This window comes from Micromonospora sp. A202 (assembly GCF_006715105.1).
GTDB lineage: Bacteria > Actinomycetota > Actinomycetes > Mycobacteriales > Micromonosporaceae > Micromonospora > Micromonospora zamorensis.
Genome location: NZ_VFMP01000001.1, coordinates 2,043,794 through 2,059,037, shown reverse-complemented (window position 1 = coordinate 2,059,037; position 15,244 = coordinate 2,043,794). Strand labels below are relative to the sequence as shown.

The window sequence follows — 15,244 nt, the reverse complement described above, 5'->3', positions numbered from 1 at the left end:
CGAGGGGTGGCCAGCGCCCAGCGGTGCCCCGCATCGGCCTTACCCGCCGCGTGGGAGAAGCTAACCCGCCGGCCGTTAGCCCCGCCGTAGCGCGGGTATGAAAGCCCAGTGGCGATTGTGGAGAAAGTAATCGACGCTCCCCCGCGGCAGGTGTTCGACGTGCTCGCCGACGGGTGGACGTACAGCGACTGGGTGGTCGGGACGACACACGTACGCGACGTGGACGACGCCTGGCCCCGGGTGGGCAGCCAACTGCACCACAAGGCCGGGCCGTGGCCGTTCTCCCTGCAGGACGCGTCGACGGTGCTGGTCTGCGAACCGCCGCACCGGCTCGTGCTGAAGGCCGGCCTCTGGCCGGCCGGGGAGGCGATCGTGGCCTTCACGCTGGAGCCGGTCGGCGAGAACGCCACCCGCATCCGGATCGGGGAGGACTTCGCCGCCGGCCCGCTGCGCTGGGTCCGCAACAAGGTCAACGATCTGGTGCTGCACCTGCGTAACCGGGAGACGCTGGACCGCCTCGCCGACATCGCCACCCGGCAGAAGGGGTCCCCGTGACCCAGACCGTGGTGGTGACCGGGGCGAGCGCCGGCGTCGGTCGGGCCGTCGCCCACGCGTACGCGGACCGGGGCGCCCGGCTGGCGCTGCTGGCGCGGGGCGAGGCGGGCCTTGCCGCCGCCGAGCGGGAGTGCCGGCTGCGGGGTGCGACCGACGTACGCGCGTACCGGGTCGACGTGGCCGACGCGGGCGCGGTGCAGCAGGCCGCCGACGACGTGGTGCACCGGTGGAGCGGCATCGACGTGTGGGTCAACAACGCCATGGCGTCGGTGTTCGCGCCGGCCTGGGAGATCCCGGCCCGCGAGTTCCGCCGGGTCACCGAGGTCACCTACCTGGGCACGGTGCACGGCACCCTGGCGGCGCTGCGGCACATGCGGGCGCACGGGCGGGGCACGATCGTGCAGGTGGGCTCCGCGTTGGCCTACCGGGGGATCCCGTTGCAGTCGGCGTACTGCGCGAGCAAGCACGCCGTCCAGGGTTTCAACGACTCGTTACGCGCCGAGCTGCTGCACGACTGCCCGGGGGTGAAGCTGTCGATGGTGCAGCTGCCCGCCGTCAACACGCCGCAGTTCTCCTGGGTCCGCACCCGGCTTCCCCGGCATCCGCAGCCGGTGCCGCCGATCTTCACGCCGGAGTTGGCCGCCCGGGCCATCCTGTGGGCCGCCGACCGTGGCACCAGGGAGCTGAACGTGGGCGGCCCGACGTGGCGGGCCCGGCTGGGCGACATCCTGTTCCCCGGCCTGCTGGACCGGAAGTTGGCCCGCGACGGTTACGACAGCCAGCAGACCGGGGAGAAGATCGACCCGGCCACCTGGCGGGACAATCTCGACCATCCCGGCGACGAGGACACGGACCGGGGCACCGCGGGCGTGTTCCACGACCGGGCGCGCGACCGCTCGGCCGCGCTCTGGGTGGGCACCCACAAACCGGCCCTGTCCGGTGTCGCGCTCGCCGCTGCGGGCCTGACCCTCGCGGCCGTGGCGCGTCGCTGGCGCTGACCGACCCTGGAAGCGCTGGCCGGCCCCCTCGGGCGCTGACCTGGCAACGCCGCGACCGGCGAATCCATTGGTGGACACGGCAGGACGGCGCATCGCAACGCCCGGACGGGGTGCCTCTTCAAACCGAATGTGACAACTGGATAGGCTCTGCGGTAAGCCCTGTCCGCGATCCGAGGATGTCCCGCATGATCGAGCCTGTGCAGCTGCCGTCGCCGTGGCAGGACGCACGTCTGACCGTCGTCGTGCCCACCTACAACGAGGCGGGCAACCTCCCCACGCTGGTGGAGCGACTTCTCGCACTGCCGCTGCCTGGTCTGCGCATCCTCGTCGCCGACGACAACTCCCCTGACGGCACCGGCGACGTGGCCGACAAGCTGGCCATCGAGCATCCGGACCGGATCGAGGTCGTGCACCGCGCCGGCAAGGAGGGCCTCGGCCGCGCGTACGTCGACGGGATGGGACGGGCGATCGAGGGCGGCGCCGAGTACGTGGCGCAGATGGACGCCGACCTCTCGCACCCGCCGGAGGCTCTGCCGGGCATGCTGGGCGCGCTGCTCTCCACCCAGGCCAGCGTGGTGATCGGTTCCCGCTACGTGCCCGGTGGCGAGCTGGACGAGAACTGGCCGTTGTACCGCCGGGCCCTCAGCGGCTGGGCGAACCTCTACGTGCACACCCTGCTGCGGGTGCGCATCCGGGACCTGACCGCTGGCTTCAAGGTCTGGCGTGCCGACGCGCTGCGCGACATCGGCCTGGACCGGGTGCAGTCCAACGGATACAGCTTCCAGGTGGAGATGCACTACCTCGCCACCAAGCTGGGGCACACCATCCTGGAGGTGCCGATCCGCTTCGAGGAGCGGCAGGAAGGCCTCTCCAAGATGACCACCGCGACCAAGGTGGAGAGCGCCCTGATGCCGTTCCGCCTGCGCAGCAAGCACCGCAACATCACCCGCTGACCCGCGGCACCCCCACCCCGCCTGTGGGCAGGGCCGGGCGGGGGGTTAGTCGGGATAGACGGCGCGGTGGGCCGTCGCGATGGCCGCGGCGTAGGCACGCCCGGTGAGGGCGCGGTCGCGGGCCAACGCCGCGCGGGCGGCGTTCGCACCGGGAGCGCCGTGCACGCCGCCGCCGGGATGCGCCGACGCGCTGGCCAGGAAGAGCCGGTCCACCGGAGTGTCCGCCCGGCCCAGGCCGGGGATCGGGCGCAGGAAGAGCTGTTGGTACGCGGCAGCGGTGCCACCGCCGAGGGTGCCGCCGACCAGGCTCGGATTTCCCTTCTCCAGGTCGGCCGGCCCGGCCACGTGCCGGCCGACGATGAGCTGCCGGAAGCCCGGGGCCGCCTCCTCCAGCACGTCCTCCATGCGCTGCACGTGCCCGGCGACGTCCTCGGCCCGCCAGTCCCGGCGGAACGGCAGATGGGTGTACGACCAGAGCGACTCGGTGCCCGGCGGGGAGTGGCTCGGGTCGGCCACGGACATCTGCCCGACCAGCAGAAACGGGTCCCGGGGCAGTTCACCTCGGGCCAGCTCGCCCGCGTAGTGGGTCAGCCCGTTCAGGTCCGCGCCAAGGTGCACGGTTCCGGCCCCGGCCAGCTGCTGGTTCGTCCAGGGCATCGGCGCGGACAGCGCCCAGTCGACCTTGAGTGTCGAACCGTCCCAGCGGAAGTGCGCCAAGTCCTCCACCAGCCGCGACGGCAACGCTGCCGCGCCGACGAGGTCGAGGTAGAGCGCTGGCGCCGGCACGTCGGCGAGCACGGCTCGGCGGGCCCGCCACAGCGTGCCGCCCCGCGTGCGTACGCCCATCGCCCGGCCCCGGGCGGTGAGCACCCGGTCGACGTGCGCGCCGTAGAGGATCGCGCCGCCGCGCTGTTGCAGCCGTGCCACCAGCGCGTTCGTGATCTGCTGGGCGCCGCCTGCGGGCACCGGCCAGCCGACCTGCTGGCCGAGCATGGCCAGCAACCAGCCGTACACCCCGGAGCCGGCCTCCTCCGGGGACAGGTCGGTGTGCAGGGCGCAGCCGGCCAGCAGGGCCGGCCCGCCGGGGCCGTCGAAGAGTTCGTCGCCGAGCTTGCGCACCGGCACCACGAGGCGCCGGGCCAGCCGCAGCGCGCCGGCGACGCGCAACTGACGCAGCAGACCGAGCCCTCCGCGGACCGGCGGGAACGGCGTGGTGATGGTCTCCAGCATCGGCTCGGCCACGTCGAGCCAGTCGGTGTACGCGTTGAGCCAGCGCTTGCCGTCACCCGGGGCGAACTGCTCCAGCGAGGCTGCCGTGACGTCCGGGTCCCGGTTGATCACGGCGGCCCGGCCGTCCGGCAGCAGGTGCGCCAGCACGTCGGGCGAGTGCCGCCAGGACAGCCCCTGCTGACCCAGGTCCAGGCCGGCGAGCACCGGTGAGGCGTACCCGAGGGGGTAGAAGGAGCTGTAGAGGTCGCTCAGATAGCCGGGCGCGGTCACCTCGGCGGAGCGGACCGCGCCGCCGGGTGCCTCGGTGGCCTCCAGCACCACCACCTCCCAGCCGGCGTCCGCCAGCAGGTTGGCCGCCACCAGGCCGTTGTGACCGGCACCGACGACGACGGCGTCCGCGCTCTGCGCGGCGGTGGTAGTCATCCGATCCGCCTACCCGGCGCGCAACCGGGCGAAACGCGTTTGCCTCGCCGAGGCCGGGGCATCCAAGGCCGCATGTACACGGTTGCGCAGTTGGTGGGTGGGGTGTGGGGCGCCGGCGGCGACGGCGGTGAGCTGGTGGTGCGTGACCCGGCGGACGACTCGCCGGTCAGCACCGTGCCGGTGGCCACCGCCGACGAGGTCGGCAAGGCGACCCAGGCGGCCCGCAACGTGGCGGCGCAGTGGGCGGCGACCGCGCCGGCCGAGCGGGCGGCCGCGCTGCACCGCGCCGCGGACGCGGTGGCGGCGGCGACCGAGGAGTTGGCGGCGGCGGTCACCGCGGAGATGGGCAAGCCGTTGGCGGACGCCCGCGGCGGCGTCGAGGCGGGCGTCGGCACCCTGCGACAGTACGCGGAGCTGGCCCCGCTGCGCGGCGGGCGGACGCTGAACGGCGAAGCCGACGCGCTGGACTTCCTCGCGCCGCAGCCGCGCGGTGTGGTCGCCGCGATCACTCCCTGGAACGACCCGGTGGCGGTGTCCTGTGGGCTGCTCGGCGCGGCCCTGGTGACCGGAAACGTGGTGCTGTACAAGCCGAGCGAACGGACGCCGGCGACGGGTTGGCTGCTGGCGCGTGCGCTGGACCAGGCGCTGCCGGCCGGTGTGCTGTCACTGCTCACCGGCGGCCCGGAGGTCGGTGCGGCACTGGCGGCGCAGGACGTCGACGTGGTGGCTCACGTCGGGTCCACCGCGACCGGGCGGGCGATCGCCGCCGCCGCGGCCCGCACCGGCGCCAAGGTGCTCCTGGAGAACGGGGGCAGCGACCCGTTGATCGTTGACGCGGGCGTCGACCCGGAGTGGGCGGCCGGTCAGGCCGCGATGGGCGCGTTCGCCAACGCCGGCCAGATCTGTGTGGCGGTGGAGCGGATCTACGTGCACCGGGAGGTGGCCGGGGACTTCGTGGCCGCGCTCGCGCGTCACGCCGAGGCGCTGCGCGTCGGGCCGGGTCGGGACCCGGGCACCGAGCTGGGCCCGCTGGTCGACCGACGGCACCGCGACCACGTGCACGGGCAGGTAGCGTCGGCGGTGGCGGCCGGCGCGCGGGCGCTGGTCGGCGGTGAGGTGCCGGACGGGCCGGGCGCGTTCTACCCGGCCACTGTGGTCACGGACTGCCGCCACGACATGCCGCTGGTGCGGGAGGAGACGTTCGGGCCGGTCGCGCCGGTGGTGGTCGTCGACTCGTTCGACGAGGCGCTGCGCTGCGCCGCGGACTCCCCGTACGGGCTGGCCGCCACGGTGCTGACCGCGTCGATGAGTCACGCGCAGCGGGCCTGGCGCGAGCTGCCGGTGGGCACGGTCAAGGTCAACGCGGTGTTCGGGGGCGCGCCGGGTGGCGCCGCGCATCCGCGCCGGGCCAGTGGGCAGGGCTTCGGGTACGGCCCGGAACTGCTGGACGAGTTCACCGCCACGAAGGCGGTGCACATCGAGGCTCCGGGCGGCGGGAACTGGTGAGAACGGCACGGACGGACGCAGGGGTGGTGTGTCCGCCCGTACCGTCGTCTGCTGCGGTCAGTCGCCGCGAGCCTTGCGGGTGGCCCGGTTGTTGGCCTTCTCGATGGCCTTGACCAGGTCCGGCTTGGTCATGCTGGACCGACCGGGTACGTCCAGTTTGCGGGCCACCGACATCAGGTGGTCCTTGGTGGCGTTGGCGTCCACCCCACCGGCGGTGGGTGCTCGCCGTTCCGGCCCGCCGCCGGCGGCCTGCTGGTCGCTCGGGCCCTTGCGGCCCTTCGGCTCCCAGTGGTCGCCCACCTTCTCGAACTGGTGCTTCACCGCGGCGAAGGCGGTGCGGTGCGACCGCTGCCCCTCGCCGTAGGTCTCCACCGCCGAGTCGTGCGTCTTCTCCCACGTGCGCTGCGCCTTCTCCGGGGAGCGCCGCAGCGTGCTGGGCAGGTCTTCGCGCCCGGGCATCTCGTCCTCCTCCGTGTCGACAGGGTCACCTTGACCGTTCCCCGGTGCCGCGGCGGCAAACCCTAGGCGCTACCGGCGGGTCGCCGGGTGAGTTTCTCGATTTCCCGATCCGGGTATCGGGGGCCAGGCCCGACCGGACGACCGGTCATCCGGTGGCCGGGGCGCAGGGAGCGGGCATGACGACCACGGAGCCCGGTACGACGCGCGACGGCGCACACGGCACGCGTGTGCCCCGCCGGATGCGGCAGCTGAGCTGGCGGACCTGGCGCGGGGTGCTGGTCCGCAGCGTGCAGAACTTCGTCAACGACAACTGCTCCGACTGGGCCGCCGCGCTGACCTACTACGGGGTCCTGGCGGTCTTTCCGTCCGCCATCGTGATCGTGGCCCTGGTCGGTCTGGTCTCCAGCGGCGAGCAGACCGTCGACACCGTCGTCGACCTGGCCAACCAGGTGGGCGCCGGGGCGGTGCTCAGCGACGACAAGGACGGCGTGGTCGGGGTGATCCGCACGGTGGTGCTCGACCAGAGCAACCCCAAGCTGCTGCTGAGCTTCGGCCTGCTCGGTGCGCTGTGGTCCGCGTCGGGTTTCATCGGCGCGTTCACCCGGGCCTCCAACGCCATCTACGGGGTGGACGAGGGCCGGCCGGTCTGGAAGCTGCGGCCGTTGCAGATCGGCCTGGCCGCCATCACCCTGGTGCTGCTGGCCGTGGTCGCCCTCGGCTTGATCGTCAGCGGGCCGGTCACCGACGCGGTCGGCGACCTGGTCAACGCCGGTGGTCTGGCCCGCACGGTATGGAGCGTGGCGAAGTGGCCGGTGCTCGCCATGATCATGATGGCGCTGCTGTCGCTGCTGTTCTGGATCGCCCCGAACGTGCGCCAGCCCCGGTTTCGCTGGCTCACCCCGGGTGGCGCGGTGGCGCTGGTCTCCTGGGCGGTGGCCACCTTCGGTTTCGGCCTCTACGTTGCCAACTTCGGCTCGTACAGCACCACCTACGGCAGCCTCGGGGCCGCCATCGCGTTCCTGGTCTGGCTCTACCTGTCCAACTCCGCGCTGATGCTGGGCGTGCAGATCAACGCCGAGGTGCAGCGCGGGCGGCAGTTGCAGGCCGGCGACCAGGACCCGGAGGAGCCGGTGCTGCCGCCCCGCAAGCCGGCCGAGGACTGAGCGGGTTCGGGACCGGTCGTCCGGTTCGGGGTCGGACCGTGGGCCCGTTCGTGGCCGGGTGCCGGTTTAGCGGGCGGGGTGCCGGGTAGCGCAGAAGGCATGGAGCGTGGCAACAGCAAGCACGGACCGAGGATCGACGAACAGATGAGCCAGGAGGTCAGCGGCCTCGTGCAGGGGCCGGGGACCGGTGGCTCTCGGGTCGATGAGGCGCGGGTCCCGGAACCGGCTGGCGAGGACCAGCCGGAGGTGACCACCGTGCCGGCCGGCGAGACGCGCACCGGCGCCCCGAAGGGGATGAGTTCCGCCGACGTCGAGCAGCGCAGCCGGCTCGGCCGGTTCATCTCGATGAGCGCACTGCCGGGCGATCGCCTGGTCCTCATCGCCAGCGCCCGGGAGAACGAGGCGCCCGACGACATCGTGGCGGCGCTGGAACGGCTGCCCGAGGGCACCGTTTACCAGACGGTCTCCGAGGTGTGGGCCGCGCTTGGCAACAAGAACGAGACGACTCGCTGGTGAGAAGGATCGCCCCCCGATCCGACCACTGGCGACTGAAGGAGGTTCTCTGATGAGTGGCGTAACCGAACATGTCGACGTTGCAGTGCCCGTACGCACCGCGTACGACCAGTGGACGCAGTTCGAGGAGTTCCCGCAGTTCATGGAGGGCGTGCAGGAGGTCCGGCAGCTCTCCGACACGATGACCCACTGGACGGTGGACATCGCCGGGGTGAAGCGTGAGTTCGACGCCGAGATCACCGAGCAGCTCCCCGACGAGCGGGTCGCCTGGCGCTCAACCGGTGGCACCCAGCAGGCCGGTGTGGTGACCTTCCACCGGCTCGACGAGGACAAGACCCGGGTCACCCTCCAGCTCGAGTTCGAGCCGCACGGGGTGGTCGAGCAGGCCGGTGACAAACTCGGCATCGTCGACCGGCGCGCCAAGGGCGACCTGGAGCGGTTCAAGACCTTCATCGAGCGGCGCGGTCAGGAGACCGGCGCCTGGCGTGGGTCGGTGGACCGCCCGCAGCCGTGACCGTGAGCAGTGACACCGATGGCCGCCAGAATCCTGGCGGCCATCGCCGTGTCCGAGCCTTGTCGCACGCCACCGTTTGCGATCATCGCGCCCGGGTACGGCTGAAGACATGACCGACGACAACATCAGGGTGTGGCGGGACGAGGAACGGCTTCCGTTGGAAGAGTTGGAGCAGGCCGTGGCCGGCTCCACCCTCGACGGGCAGGCTGACGACGTGACCGGCAACGACGCGGGGGAAGAGGCGACGTTCGGCCACGGGCCGGCAGCGGACGACCGTAAGGGACAGGCCCAGGGCAACAGCCGGGAGGACACCGATCCGGAGCGCCGCTACCGCCCGTCCACCACCGGGCGCACCGGCCCCGACGTCGGCTAACCCTCCGCTCCGGTCTGCGCGGGCACCGGGTGTGCGGCCGGCCGGCCGGTCGGGCGACGAGCGCCCCACTCGTACAGCACGATCAACGCCAGCGCGAGCACCAACAGGGCCGAGCCCAGCACCTGCACCGACGTGTTGCCGATCAGGACACCGAGGCCGGCCGGGACGAGCGCGGCGCCGATGCCGGACGCGCCGATCTGGAGCCCGATGGCCCGGTCCGCGTGCGCCGCGCCGACCCGGTCGGCGGTGGTGAGGGTGAGCAGCGGGAACACCGGCGCGGCGGCGAACCCGACCACGACCAGGCCGGCCACCGCCAGCACGGCCGGCCCGGGAACGGCGATCAGCAACGCGCCCACGGCCATCCCGGCCAGGCTGGCGCGTAACACCAGGCCGGCCCCCAACCGCTCGGCCACCACCCCCTGCACGACCCGGCCGATGAAGAGGCTGCCCCAGTACGCGGAGACGCAGCCGCCGGCCACCGCGGCGCTCAGCCCACGCCCCTCGGTGAGCAGCAGGAACGCCCAGAGGCCGGCGGACACCTCGATGGCCACGTACAGCGCGAAGGCGACCGTCCCCGACCAGACCGCCGGCATTCGCAGCGTCGCCCGGACCGGAAGCCGGACGACCGCCGGAATCTCGGCGGGTGTGGCGTCGGCCGCCTCCGTGCTGGCCGGTACGCGACGTTGCCAGGCTCGCACGGTGAGCGCGAAGGCGATAGCGAGGAGGATCTGGGCTCCGGCCACGATGCCGTAACCCCAGCGCCAGGCCAAGCCGCCGCTCAGCACCGCGGTCATGATCAGCGGACCGATCGCCACGCCCAGGCCGAAGAAGGCGTGCAGCCAGTTCATGTGGCGCGGCCCGAAGGCCCCGGCGGCGTACGCGTTGAGCCCGGAGTCGACCGCGCCGGACCCGAGACCGAGCAGCAGCGCACAGCCCACCAGCACGGCCAGCACGGGGCTCACGGAATAGCCGGTCAGCGCCAGGCTGGCCAGCACTGTGCTCCCGGCGAGCAGCGCGCCCACGCCGACCCGGGCCAGTGTGAACCCGGCAAGGACGCTGGAGGTGAGATAGCCCACTGTGCCGGCGGTCAACACCCACCCGACCGCTTCGGTCGGGACACCGAAGTCGCCCCGGATCGACGGCCAGGCGACGCCGAGCAGGCCGTCGGGCAGGCCGAGGCTGACGAACGCGAGGTAGGCCAGCAGGAGCAGCGAGGCATGGGGCCGTGGAGGCGTGGTGGACACGAGGCATCATCCTCCCGCAGGGGCACCTTAGCGCCGTGGGCACCCGAGCGCCCCCGGCGCAAAGAAGTCGTGTCCGGACGGTCGAGAAAGCGGACAGCTCATCCAGAATCGACCGATCGGAGGACGGCAACCCGGCGTGTTCGCGTAAGAATTTCGGGATGCATCAAGGCTCCGGAATCCTCTCCACGCGTCAGCGCCGGCTCGCCTGGCTCGGCTTCATGCTCGCCGCGCTGCAGGCACCCGTGTCCGCCTGGCTCGTCGCTGACGAGTCGTGGCTGTTCAGCCTCTGCGTCGCGCTGATGGTGGCCATCGTGATCATCGCTGACGACGCGGCGCGGCGACGCCCCGCCACCGGCGACTAGCCCTCGCTGACCGGTCGGGCCTCGTGCCCCGGCCGGCCCCGACTGCGGCGGCGCTCCTTCATCTCCGCCTCGTAGAGGTGGCGTCGCCCGCCCACCAGCTCGTCACGGGCCTGTTGGTCCACCTCGCGGAACAGCGCGTGGTAGCCGTCGTCGAAGTCCTCGACGATCTGGAACGTCCACCGCCCGGCGATGACGTTACGACCCCGCAACTCGGTGTCGATCCGCTCGGCGAGCTGCTGATGCCCGGCGGCGCGAAACTGCTCCACCGCGTCGTCGAGCATCAGGTCGGCGTGCCCGATCAACTGGTGCAGGGAGTACAGGTGCCCCCGGGCCCGCTCCACACACTCCAGCGCCTCGCTGAGCTTGCCGAGCGCGGCGACCGTCTCGTCGCTCACCCCCGGTGGCCGCTGGTGCTGCTCGTCCGGTCCGTCCACCTGCTGTCCCATCCGTGCCTCCGTGCCGTGTCGCGTCATCCGCGGGTGTTCTCCTGCTGCCCCGTCTGTGCCGGATCAACCCCCGCGGTCAGCACTGGTCACCCAGTGGCACAGCCGACATCCGCCGAGCGGCCGAGGTCGACCCGGTCACCCGTCGGTTAGCCTCGGTCACCATGCGTGTGCCGTTCAACCGGGTCGCCTCCCGGACCGCCGTCGACTCGGCGCGGTCCTCCCTGGCCGCCCTCACCGTCTCCATCGGCACTGTCGGGCTGACCGCCGCCGCGGCGCGACCGGGGCTGCTGGCCCTCGTCGACCAGCACGCGGCCGCCGTGCGGGACAGCCTCGACGGGGACCGTGAACCGCTGACCGCCGCGGCGCTCGCCGGCTATGCCGAGGGGGTCCGCGCGGCTGCCCTGGAGCACGGGTGGACGCCGCCGGGTGGGCCGGTCGACTGGAGCGAGCCGGAATGGCTGCTCACCCGACTGCTCGCGGTCTGCGCGCTGGCCCGCTCGCTCGACGGGGCCTGACGCGCGCGGGGAGGGCACCCCGCGTCGTACGCGGAACACCCTCCCACCGCCGTACCGTTACGAACCCTTACGAGCGATACTGCTGGGCTTCGTCCACCCGAGGCATCGCCTGGGTGCGGTCGCCCCCGCGGTCGGCCATCTGCCGCTCCACGTCGCTCCGTCCGGCCGCCGTGGCCTGACGCTGCTGCTGCACCGCCCGTGCCTCCTGGGCGGCCCGGTCCAGCCAGCCGTCCCAGCGCTTCTGCATCGGCTTCACGAGGCCGCCACCGACACCGACGATCAGGATGCCAGCCACAGTGGCGAGCACCGCGATCAGCACCGGAGTGGTCACCGTGGTGGCGATACCCACCTGGTTCAGCGCGGCGATCACGCCGAGAGCGATGATGAAGATCGCCGTCAGGTCGGCCAGGACCTTGCCGTACGAGAGCCCGCCCAGCGCCCCGGTGACCAGATCTCGGACAGCGTTGGCGATCGCAGCCGCCACCACCACGATGATGATCGCGACGAACGCACGTGGCAGCCAGGACACCACGCCGCTGATCAGGTCACTGATCGCGTTCGGCCCCCAGACTCCGAAGGCGAACTGCAGCGTGAACAGCAGTACGGCGTAGTACGCCAGTCTGGCCAGAATGTCGCTGGCGTCGTACTTCGTTCTCTCCAGGGCCCGTTTGATGCCGCCACGTTCGACGGCCTGGTCGAAGTGCACCCGTTCCAGCACCGTATCCACGATTTTGAGGACGGCTCTGGCGATGAGCCAGCCGACCACGAGGATGACGATGAAGGCCACTGCCTTCGGGATGAAGAGCAGCACCGACCTCCAGGTGTCGGCGATGGCATCGCCGATGTCGGCCTGCCGGACCGCGAGGGTTTTCAGCATGATGTCCCTCCTGTCGCATGGACTGCGCCGGGCGCATACCCGGCTACCGGTGCGGCAGTCCGCGCAGAGCGCCGCGTTTTTTACGACAAGCCGCCGAACAGGGGCCCTGAACTGCCCGAACGGCCACCGCGACCGGAGCCGCGACAGCCCACGGCCATGATCGGATGCCTTTTCCGGTCGGCCGACTAGGCTGCGGACATGCCAGGAACGGTCGGGCGAGTCCCCATGCCAGCAACCCCGGGCCCGGACGCACCCACCGGCTCCGGTGCGGCCGCTGCCGTGCTCGCCCACGACTGGGCCGGCACCCCGCTGGGCCCGCCCGAGAGTTGGGACATGGCGATCCGGGCCGCGGTCGAGCTGATCCTCACCTCGCCGATGCCGATGGCCCTCGCGTACGGCGACGACCTCGTGCTGCTCTACAACGCCGGCTACGCCGAGTTGCTGGGCAACAAGCATCCGAGCGCCCTCGGCCGTCCGGCAGCGGAGGTGTTCGCGGAGATCTGGGCGCTGCCCGGCGTCGGTGAGGTGATCGAACGCAGCTACCGGCAGGGCGTGCCGTTCCTGGAGAAGGAGTCCACCCTGCCGTTGGTTCGTGGGTATTCCCCGACGGTGGAGCAGGCGGTCTTCACCCGGGGCTACTCGCCGGTGCGCGACAGCGCCGGGCAGATCGTCGGCGTGTTGGCGGTCGCGGCCGAGACCACCCACGTCACCGAGCAGTTGCAGAGCCTCAGCGAGGTGGCTGCGGCGCTCGCCGGCACGCTCACCCTCGACGACGTGGCCCGGGTGGCGCTGCGCTACGCGATCACCACGTTCGACCCCGACCAGGTCTCGTTCGCGGTCGACGAGGGCGGCGGCGGTTGGCGCATGGTGCGCCGGGTCCGTGGCGAGTTGCTGGACGAGGCCGACGAGCGGCTTCCCCCGCTCTGGCGACGCGCTCCGGCGGACTGGTCGGCCCCGGTGGTGCAGGCGGCGCGTTCCGGCGGCCCGTCGTTCGTTCGGGACGGGCAACCGCTGCGGGAGACCGCTGTGGACCGCCACGACCAGAAGATCCGCTCGATGGCGGCCCTGCCCCTGGGCACCTCGGTGGTGCGCGGCGGGCTGGCGGTCGGCTACCAGGTCCCGCACACCTGGTCGCCTGCCGAGCGGGCACTGCTGGCCGCCTCGGCCGAGCTGATCGGCCAGGCCGCGGAGCGGGCCCGCCGCTTCGAGACCCAGCACGGCACGGCCCAGCTGTTGCAGCGCAGCATGTTGCCGGAGCACCTGCCAGACCTGCCCCGGCTGCGGATCGCGGCCCGTTACGACCCGGGGGTCGACGGCAACGCGGCCGGCGGCGACTTCTACGACGCGTTCCTGCTGCCCGACGGCACGCTGGGCGTGGTGCTGGGCGACGTCGCCGGGCACGACGTGCAGGCCGCCGCGCGGATGGGGCAGGTCCGGGCCGCGCTGCGCGCGCTGGCCCTGTCCGACCCGGCACCGGACGCGGTGCTGGCCGGGCTGGACCGGCTGGTGACCAGCCTGGGCGTGGAGGCCGGCACCCACGAGCTGTTCGTCACCGTCGTGTTCGGGGTGATCGACGCGGAGCGGCGGCAGCTGACCCTGGCCAGTGCCGGCCACCCCGCCCCGCTCATCCGCCGGGGCGACCCGGAGGGCCGCTCCCACGCCGAGTACGTGGACGTCCCCGCCGGGCCCCCACTCGGTCTGGGCGGCCGGCCGGGCACCACGACTGTCGAGTTCCGCCCGGGCGACACCCTGCTGCTGTTCAGCGACGGGGTGGTGGAACGTCGCCGGCAGAGCCTGACCGCCGGGCTGACCACCCTCAGTGACGCCGTCGCGAAGGCCGGCAGTGGCGACCCACGCGCCCTCTGCGCGGTGGCCACCGCCGCGGTTCCGGGCGGGACCGAGGACGACGTGGCCGTGCTGGCAGTCGAGCACGCGCTCAAGCCGAGTCGCTCGGCGAGCATGGAGGTGCCCGCGGAGCCGACCGCCCCCAGCCGGGTCCGGCACTGGATGACCGGCCAGCTCACCGAGTGGCAGGTGCCCGAGTCGGTGATCGGTGCGGCGGTGCTGTGCACCAGCGAGCTGACGACCAACGCGCTGCTGCACGCCGGCACCGCCGCCCGGGTGGAGATCGACCTCAGCCCCGAGCGGCTGCTGGTCTCGGTCGCCGATTCCGGCACCCGGGGCACCGTGACCCGGGCCCGCACCGACACGTTGAGCAGTCGTGGGCGCGGGCTCGGCCTGATCGAGGAGCTCAGCGACGCCTGGGGCACCGACCCGTCGGTCCGCGGCTCCACGGTCTGGTTCGAGATCCTCACGCCGCCAGCCGCGCATTCCCGAGAGCCCGAAGGGTAGGAGGACGCCCATGCGTACCGACGAGCCCGCCGGAGTCTTCTTCGACGTCGATGGCACCCTGGTAGACACCACCTATTTGCACACCGTGAGCTGGTGGGAGGCACTGCGGCAGACCGATCAGCCGGTGCCGATGGCGATGGTGCACCGGTCGATCGGGATGGGTTCCGACAAACTCCTGGATCACCTGCTCGGGCCAGAGCGGGACCGCGACGCCGACACGAAGCTGCGCGACGCGCACGACACCCTCTATGCCGAGTACTGGGAACGACTCACGCCGCTGCCCGGGGCGGCGGACCTGCTGCGCGCCTGCGCCGAGCGAGGGCTGCGGGTGGTGCTCGCCACCTCCGCCTCGGAGCCCGAGGTCGGCGCGCTCCGTCGGGCACTGGGCGTTGACGACGTGATCGACACGGTCACCTCCTCGGCGGACGCGAAGCAGAGCAAGCCCGCACCGGACATCCTGGTCGCCGCGTTGGAGCAGTCCGGGTTGGCCGCGGAGCGGGTGGTCTTCGTCGGCGACTCGGTGTGGGACGTCGTCGCGGCCGGCAAGTTGAACATCCCCTGCGTGGGGTTGACCTGCGGCGGCACCAGTCGGGGCGAGCTGGCCGGCGCCGGCGCGGTGGCGGTGTACGACGACCCGGCCGCCCTGCTGGGCGAGTTGGCGGACTCGCCGCTCACCCGACCCCGGTGAGGATCACTCGGGTTCACCCACCCGTCCGCGCATAGCGACCGGCCCTGCGGGGCATGGTCTGTCACCACCTGCC

General features: G+C 72.5%; 17 protein-coding genes. 12 read left to right on the top strand and 5 right to left on the bottom strand.

Features of this window, described 5'->3' with window-relative positions; all coding sequences use genetic code 11:
- Nucleotides 1-108 precede the first annotated feature (108 nt).
- The 3 genes from FBZ33_RS09455 (at nt 109) to FBZ33_RS09445 (ending at nt 2,506) form a co-directional block, all read left to right on the top strand.
- On the top strand, nt 109-555 hold the full coding sequence (locus FBZ33_RS09455; RefSeq protein WP_141908750.1) for an SRPBCC family protein: 447 nt from the start codon (nt 109-111) through the stop codon (nt 553-555).
- The gene (locus FBZ33_RS09450; protein ID WP_141908749.1) at nt 552-1,553 is read left to right on the top strand and encodes an SDR family oxidoreductase; all 1,002 of its coding nucleotides are present in this window, start codon (nt 552-554) and stop codon (nt 1,551-1,553) included. Before FBZ33_RS09455 ends, FBZ33_RS09450 begins: the two co-directional genes overlap by 4 nt.
- A 185-nt stretch (nt 1,554-1,738) precedes the next feature.
- Entirely contained in the window at nt 1,739-2,506 is a 768-nt protein-coding gene (locus FBZ33_RS09445) for a polyprenol monophosphomannose synthase (protein WP_141908748.1), read from the top strand.
- Between the two features lie 45 nt (nt 2,507-2,551).
- On the opposite strand, the gene FBZ33_RS09440 is transcribed toward FBZ33_RS09445, so the two are convergent.
- Nucleotides 2,552-4,159, bottom strand: coding sequence for an NAD(P)/FAD-dependent oxidoreductase (locus FBZ33_RS09440; RefSeq protein ID WP_141908747.1), 1,608 nt, complete (start codon nt 4,157-4,159; stop codon nt 2,552-2,554).
- A 72-nt stretch (nt 4,160-4,231) separates the two neighbouring features.
- Here FBZ33_RS09440 and FBZ33_RS09435 point away from each other — a divergent pair, with 72 nt between their 5' ends.
- Nucleotides 4,232-5,665: an aldehyde dehydrogenase gene (locus tag FBZ33_RS09435; RefSeq protein ID WP_141908746.1), complete on the top strand. Its 1,434-nt coding sequence runs from the start codon at nt 4,232-4,234 to the stop codon at nt 5,663-5,665.
- Between the two features lie 57 nt (nt 5,666-5,722).
- On the opposite strand, the gene FBZ33_RS09430 is transcribed toward FBZ33_RS09435, so the two are convergent.
- Nucleotides 5,723-6,124, bottom strand: a complete 402-nt coding sequence (locus FBZ33_RS09430) for a ChaB family protein (RefSeq protein ID WP_141908745.1) — start codon at nt 6,122-6,124, stop codon at nt 5,723-5,725.
- Between the two features lie 176 nt (nt 6,125-6,300).
- Here FBZ33_RS09430 and FBZ33_RS09425 point away from each other — a divergent pair, with 176 nt between their 5' ends.
- The 4 genes from FBZ33_RS09425 to FBZ33_RS09410 all read left to right on the top strand — a co-directional run bounded on the left by FBZ33_RS09425 (nt 6,301) and on the right by FBZ33_RS09410 (nt 8,687).
- The gene (locus FBZ33_RS09425) at nt 6,301-7,287 is read left to right on the top strand and encodes a YihY/virulence factor BrkB family protein (protein WP_141908744.1); all 987 of its coding nucleotides are present in this window, start codon (nt 6,301-6,303) and stop codon (nt 7,285-7,287) included.
- A gap of 99 nt (nt 7,288-7,386) precedes the next feature.
- Nucleotides 7,387-7,803: a DUF2795 domain-containing protein gene (locus FBZ33_RS09420; RefSeq protein ID WP_141908743.1), complete on the top strand. Its 417-nt coding sequence runs from the start codon at nt 7,387-7,389 to the stop codon at nt 7,801-7,803.
- A gap of 49 nt (nt 7,804-7,852) precedes the next feature.
- Nucleotides 7,853-8,314: an SRPBCC family protein gene (locus FBZ33_RS09415; RefSeq protein ID WP_088947319.1), complete on the top strand. Its 462-nt coding sequence runs from the start codon at nt 7,853-7,855 to the stop codon at nt 8,312-8,314.
- Between the two features lie 109 nt (nt 8,315-8,423).
- Nucleotides 8,424-8,687 carry a hypothetical protein gene (locus FBZ33_RS09410; RefSeq protein WP_141908742.1) on the top strand — a complete coding sequence of 88 codons (264 nt, stop codon included), beginning with the start codon at nt 8,424-8,426 and terminating at the stop codon, nt 8,685-8,687.
- On the opposite strand, the gene FBZ33_RS09405 is transcribed toward FBZ33_RS09410, so the two are convergent.
- Entirely contained in the window at nt 8,684-9,931 is a 1,248-nt protein-coding gene (locus tag FBZ33_RS09405) for a sugar MFS transporter (protein WP_141908741.1), read from the bottom strand. The genes FBZ33_RS09410 and FBZ33_RS09405 overlap by 4 nt on opposite strands.
- Nucleotides 9,932-10,089: 158 nt before the next feature.
- Here FBZ33_RS09405 and FBZ33_RS09400 point away from each other — a divergent pair, with 158 nt between their 5' ends.
- Nucleotides 10,090-10,293 carry a hypothetical protein gene (locus FBZ33_RS09400; RefSeq protein WP_099852096.1) on the top strand — a complete coding sequence of 68 codons (204 nt, stop codon included), beginning with the start codon at nt 10,090-10,092 and terminating at the stop codon, nt 10,291-10,293.
- On the opposite strand, the gene FBZ33_RS09395 is transcribed toward FBZ33_RS09400, so the two are convergent.
- Nucleotides 10,290-10,739 (bottom strand): hypothetical protein, encoded by a 450-nt coding sequence (locus FBZ33_RS09395; protein WP_141908740.1) that lies wholly within the window; start codon nt 10,737-10,739, stop codon nt 10,290-10,292. The genes FBZ33_RS09400 and FBZ33_RS09395 overlap by 4 nt on opposite strands.
- Nucleotides 10,740-10,900: 161 nt before the next feature.
- Between FBZ33_RS09395 and FBZ33_RS09390 the strand changes: the two genes are divergently transcribed.
- On the top strand, nt 10,901-11,254 hold the full coding sequence (locus FBZ33_RS09390) for a DUF6401 family natural product biosynthesis protein (protein ID WP_141908739.1): 354 nt from the start codon (nt 10,901-10,903) through the stop codon (nt 11,252-11,254).
- A 67-nt stretch (nt 11,255-11,321) separates the two neighbouring features.
- Here the strand turns inward: FBZ33_RS09390 and FBZ33_RS09385 are convergent, their stop codons facing one another.
- The gene (locus tag FBZ33_RS09385) at nt 11,322-12,131 is read right to left on the bottom strand and encodes a hypothetical protein (protein WP_141908738.1); all 810 of its coding nucleotides are present in this window, start codon (nt 12,129-12,131) and stop codon (nt 11,322-11,324) included.
- Between the two features lie 198 nt (nt 12,132-12,329).
- Here FBZ33_RS09385 and FBZ33_RS09380 point away from each other — a divergent pair, with 198 nt between their 5' ends.
- Together FBZ33_RS09380 and FBZ33_RS09375 are read left to right on the top strand one after the other, a co-directional pair.
- Nucleotides 12,330-14,483 (top strand): SpoIIE family protein phosphatase, encoded by a 2,154-nt coding sequence (locus FBZ33_RS09380; protein WP_141908737.1) that lies wholly within the window; start codon nt 12,330-12,332, stop codon nt 14,481-14,483.
- A gap of 10 nt (nt 14,484-14,493) precedes the next feature.
- Nucleotides 14,494-15,171 carry an HAD family hydrolase gene (locus tag FBZ33_RS09375; RefSeq protein WP_088947312.1) on the top strand — a complete coding sequence of 226 codons (678 nt, stop codon included), beginning with the start codon at nt 14,494-14,496 and terminating at the stop codon, nt 15,169-15,171.
- Nucleotides 15,172-15,244: the final 73 nt, after the last annotated feature.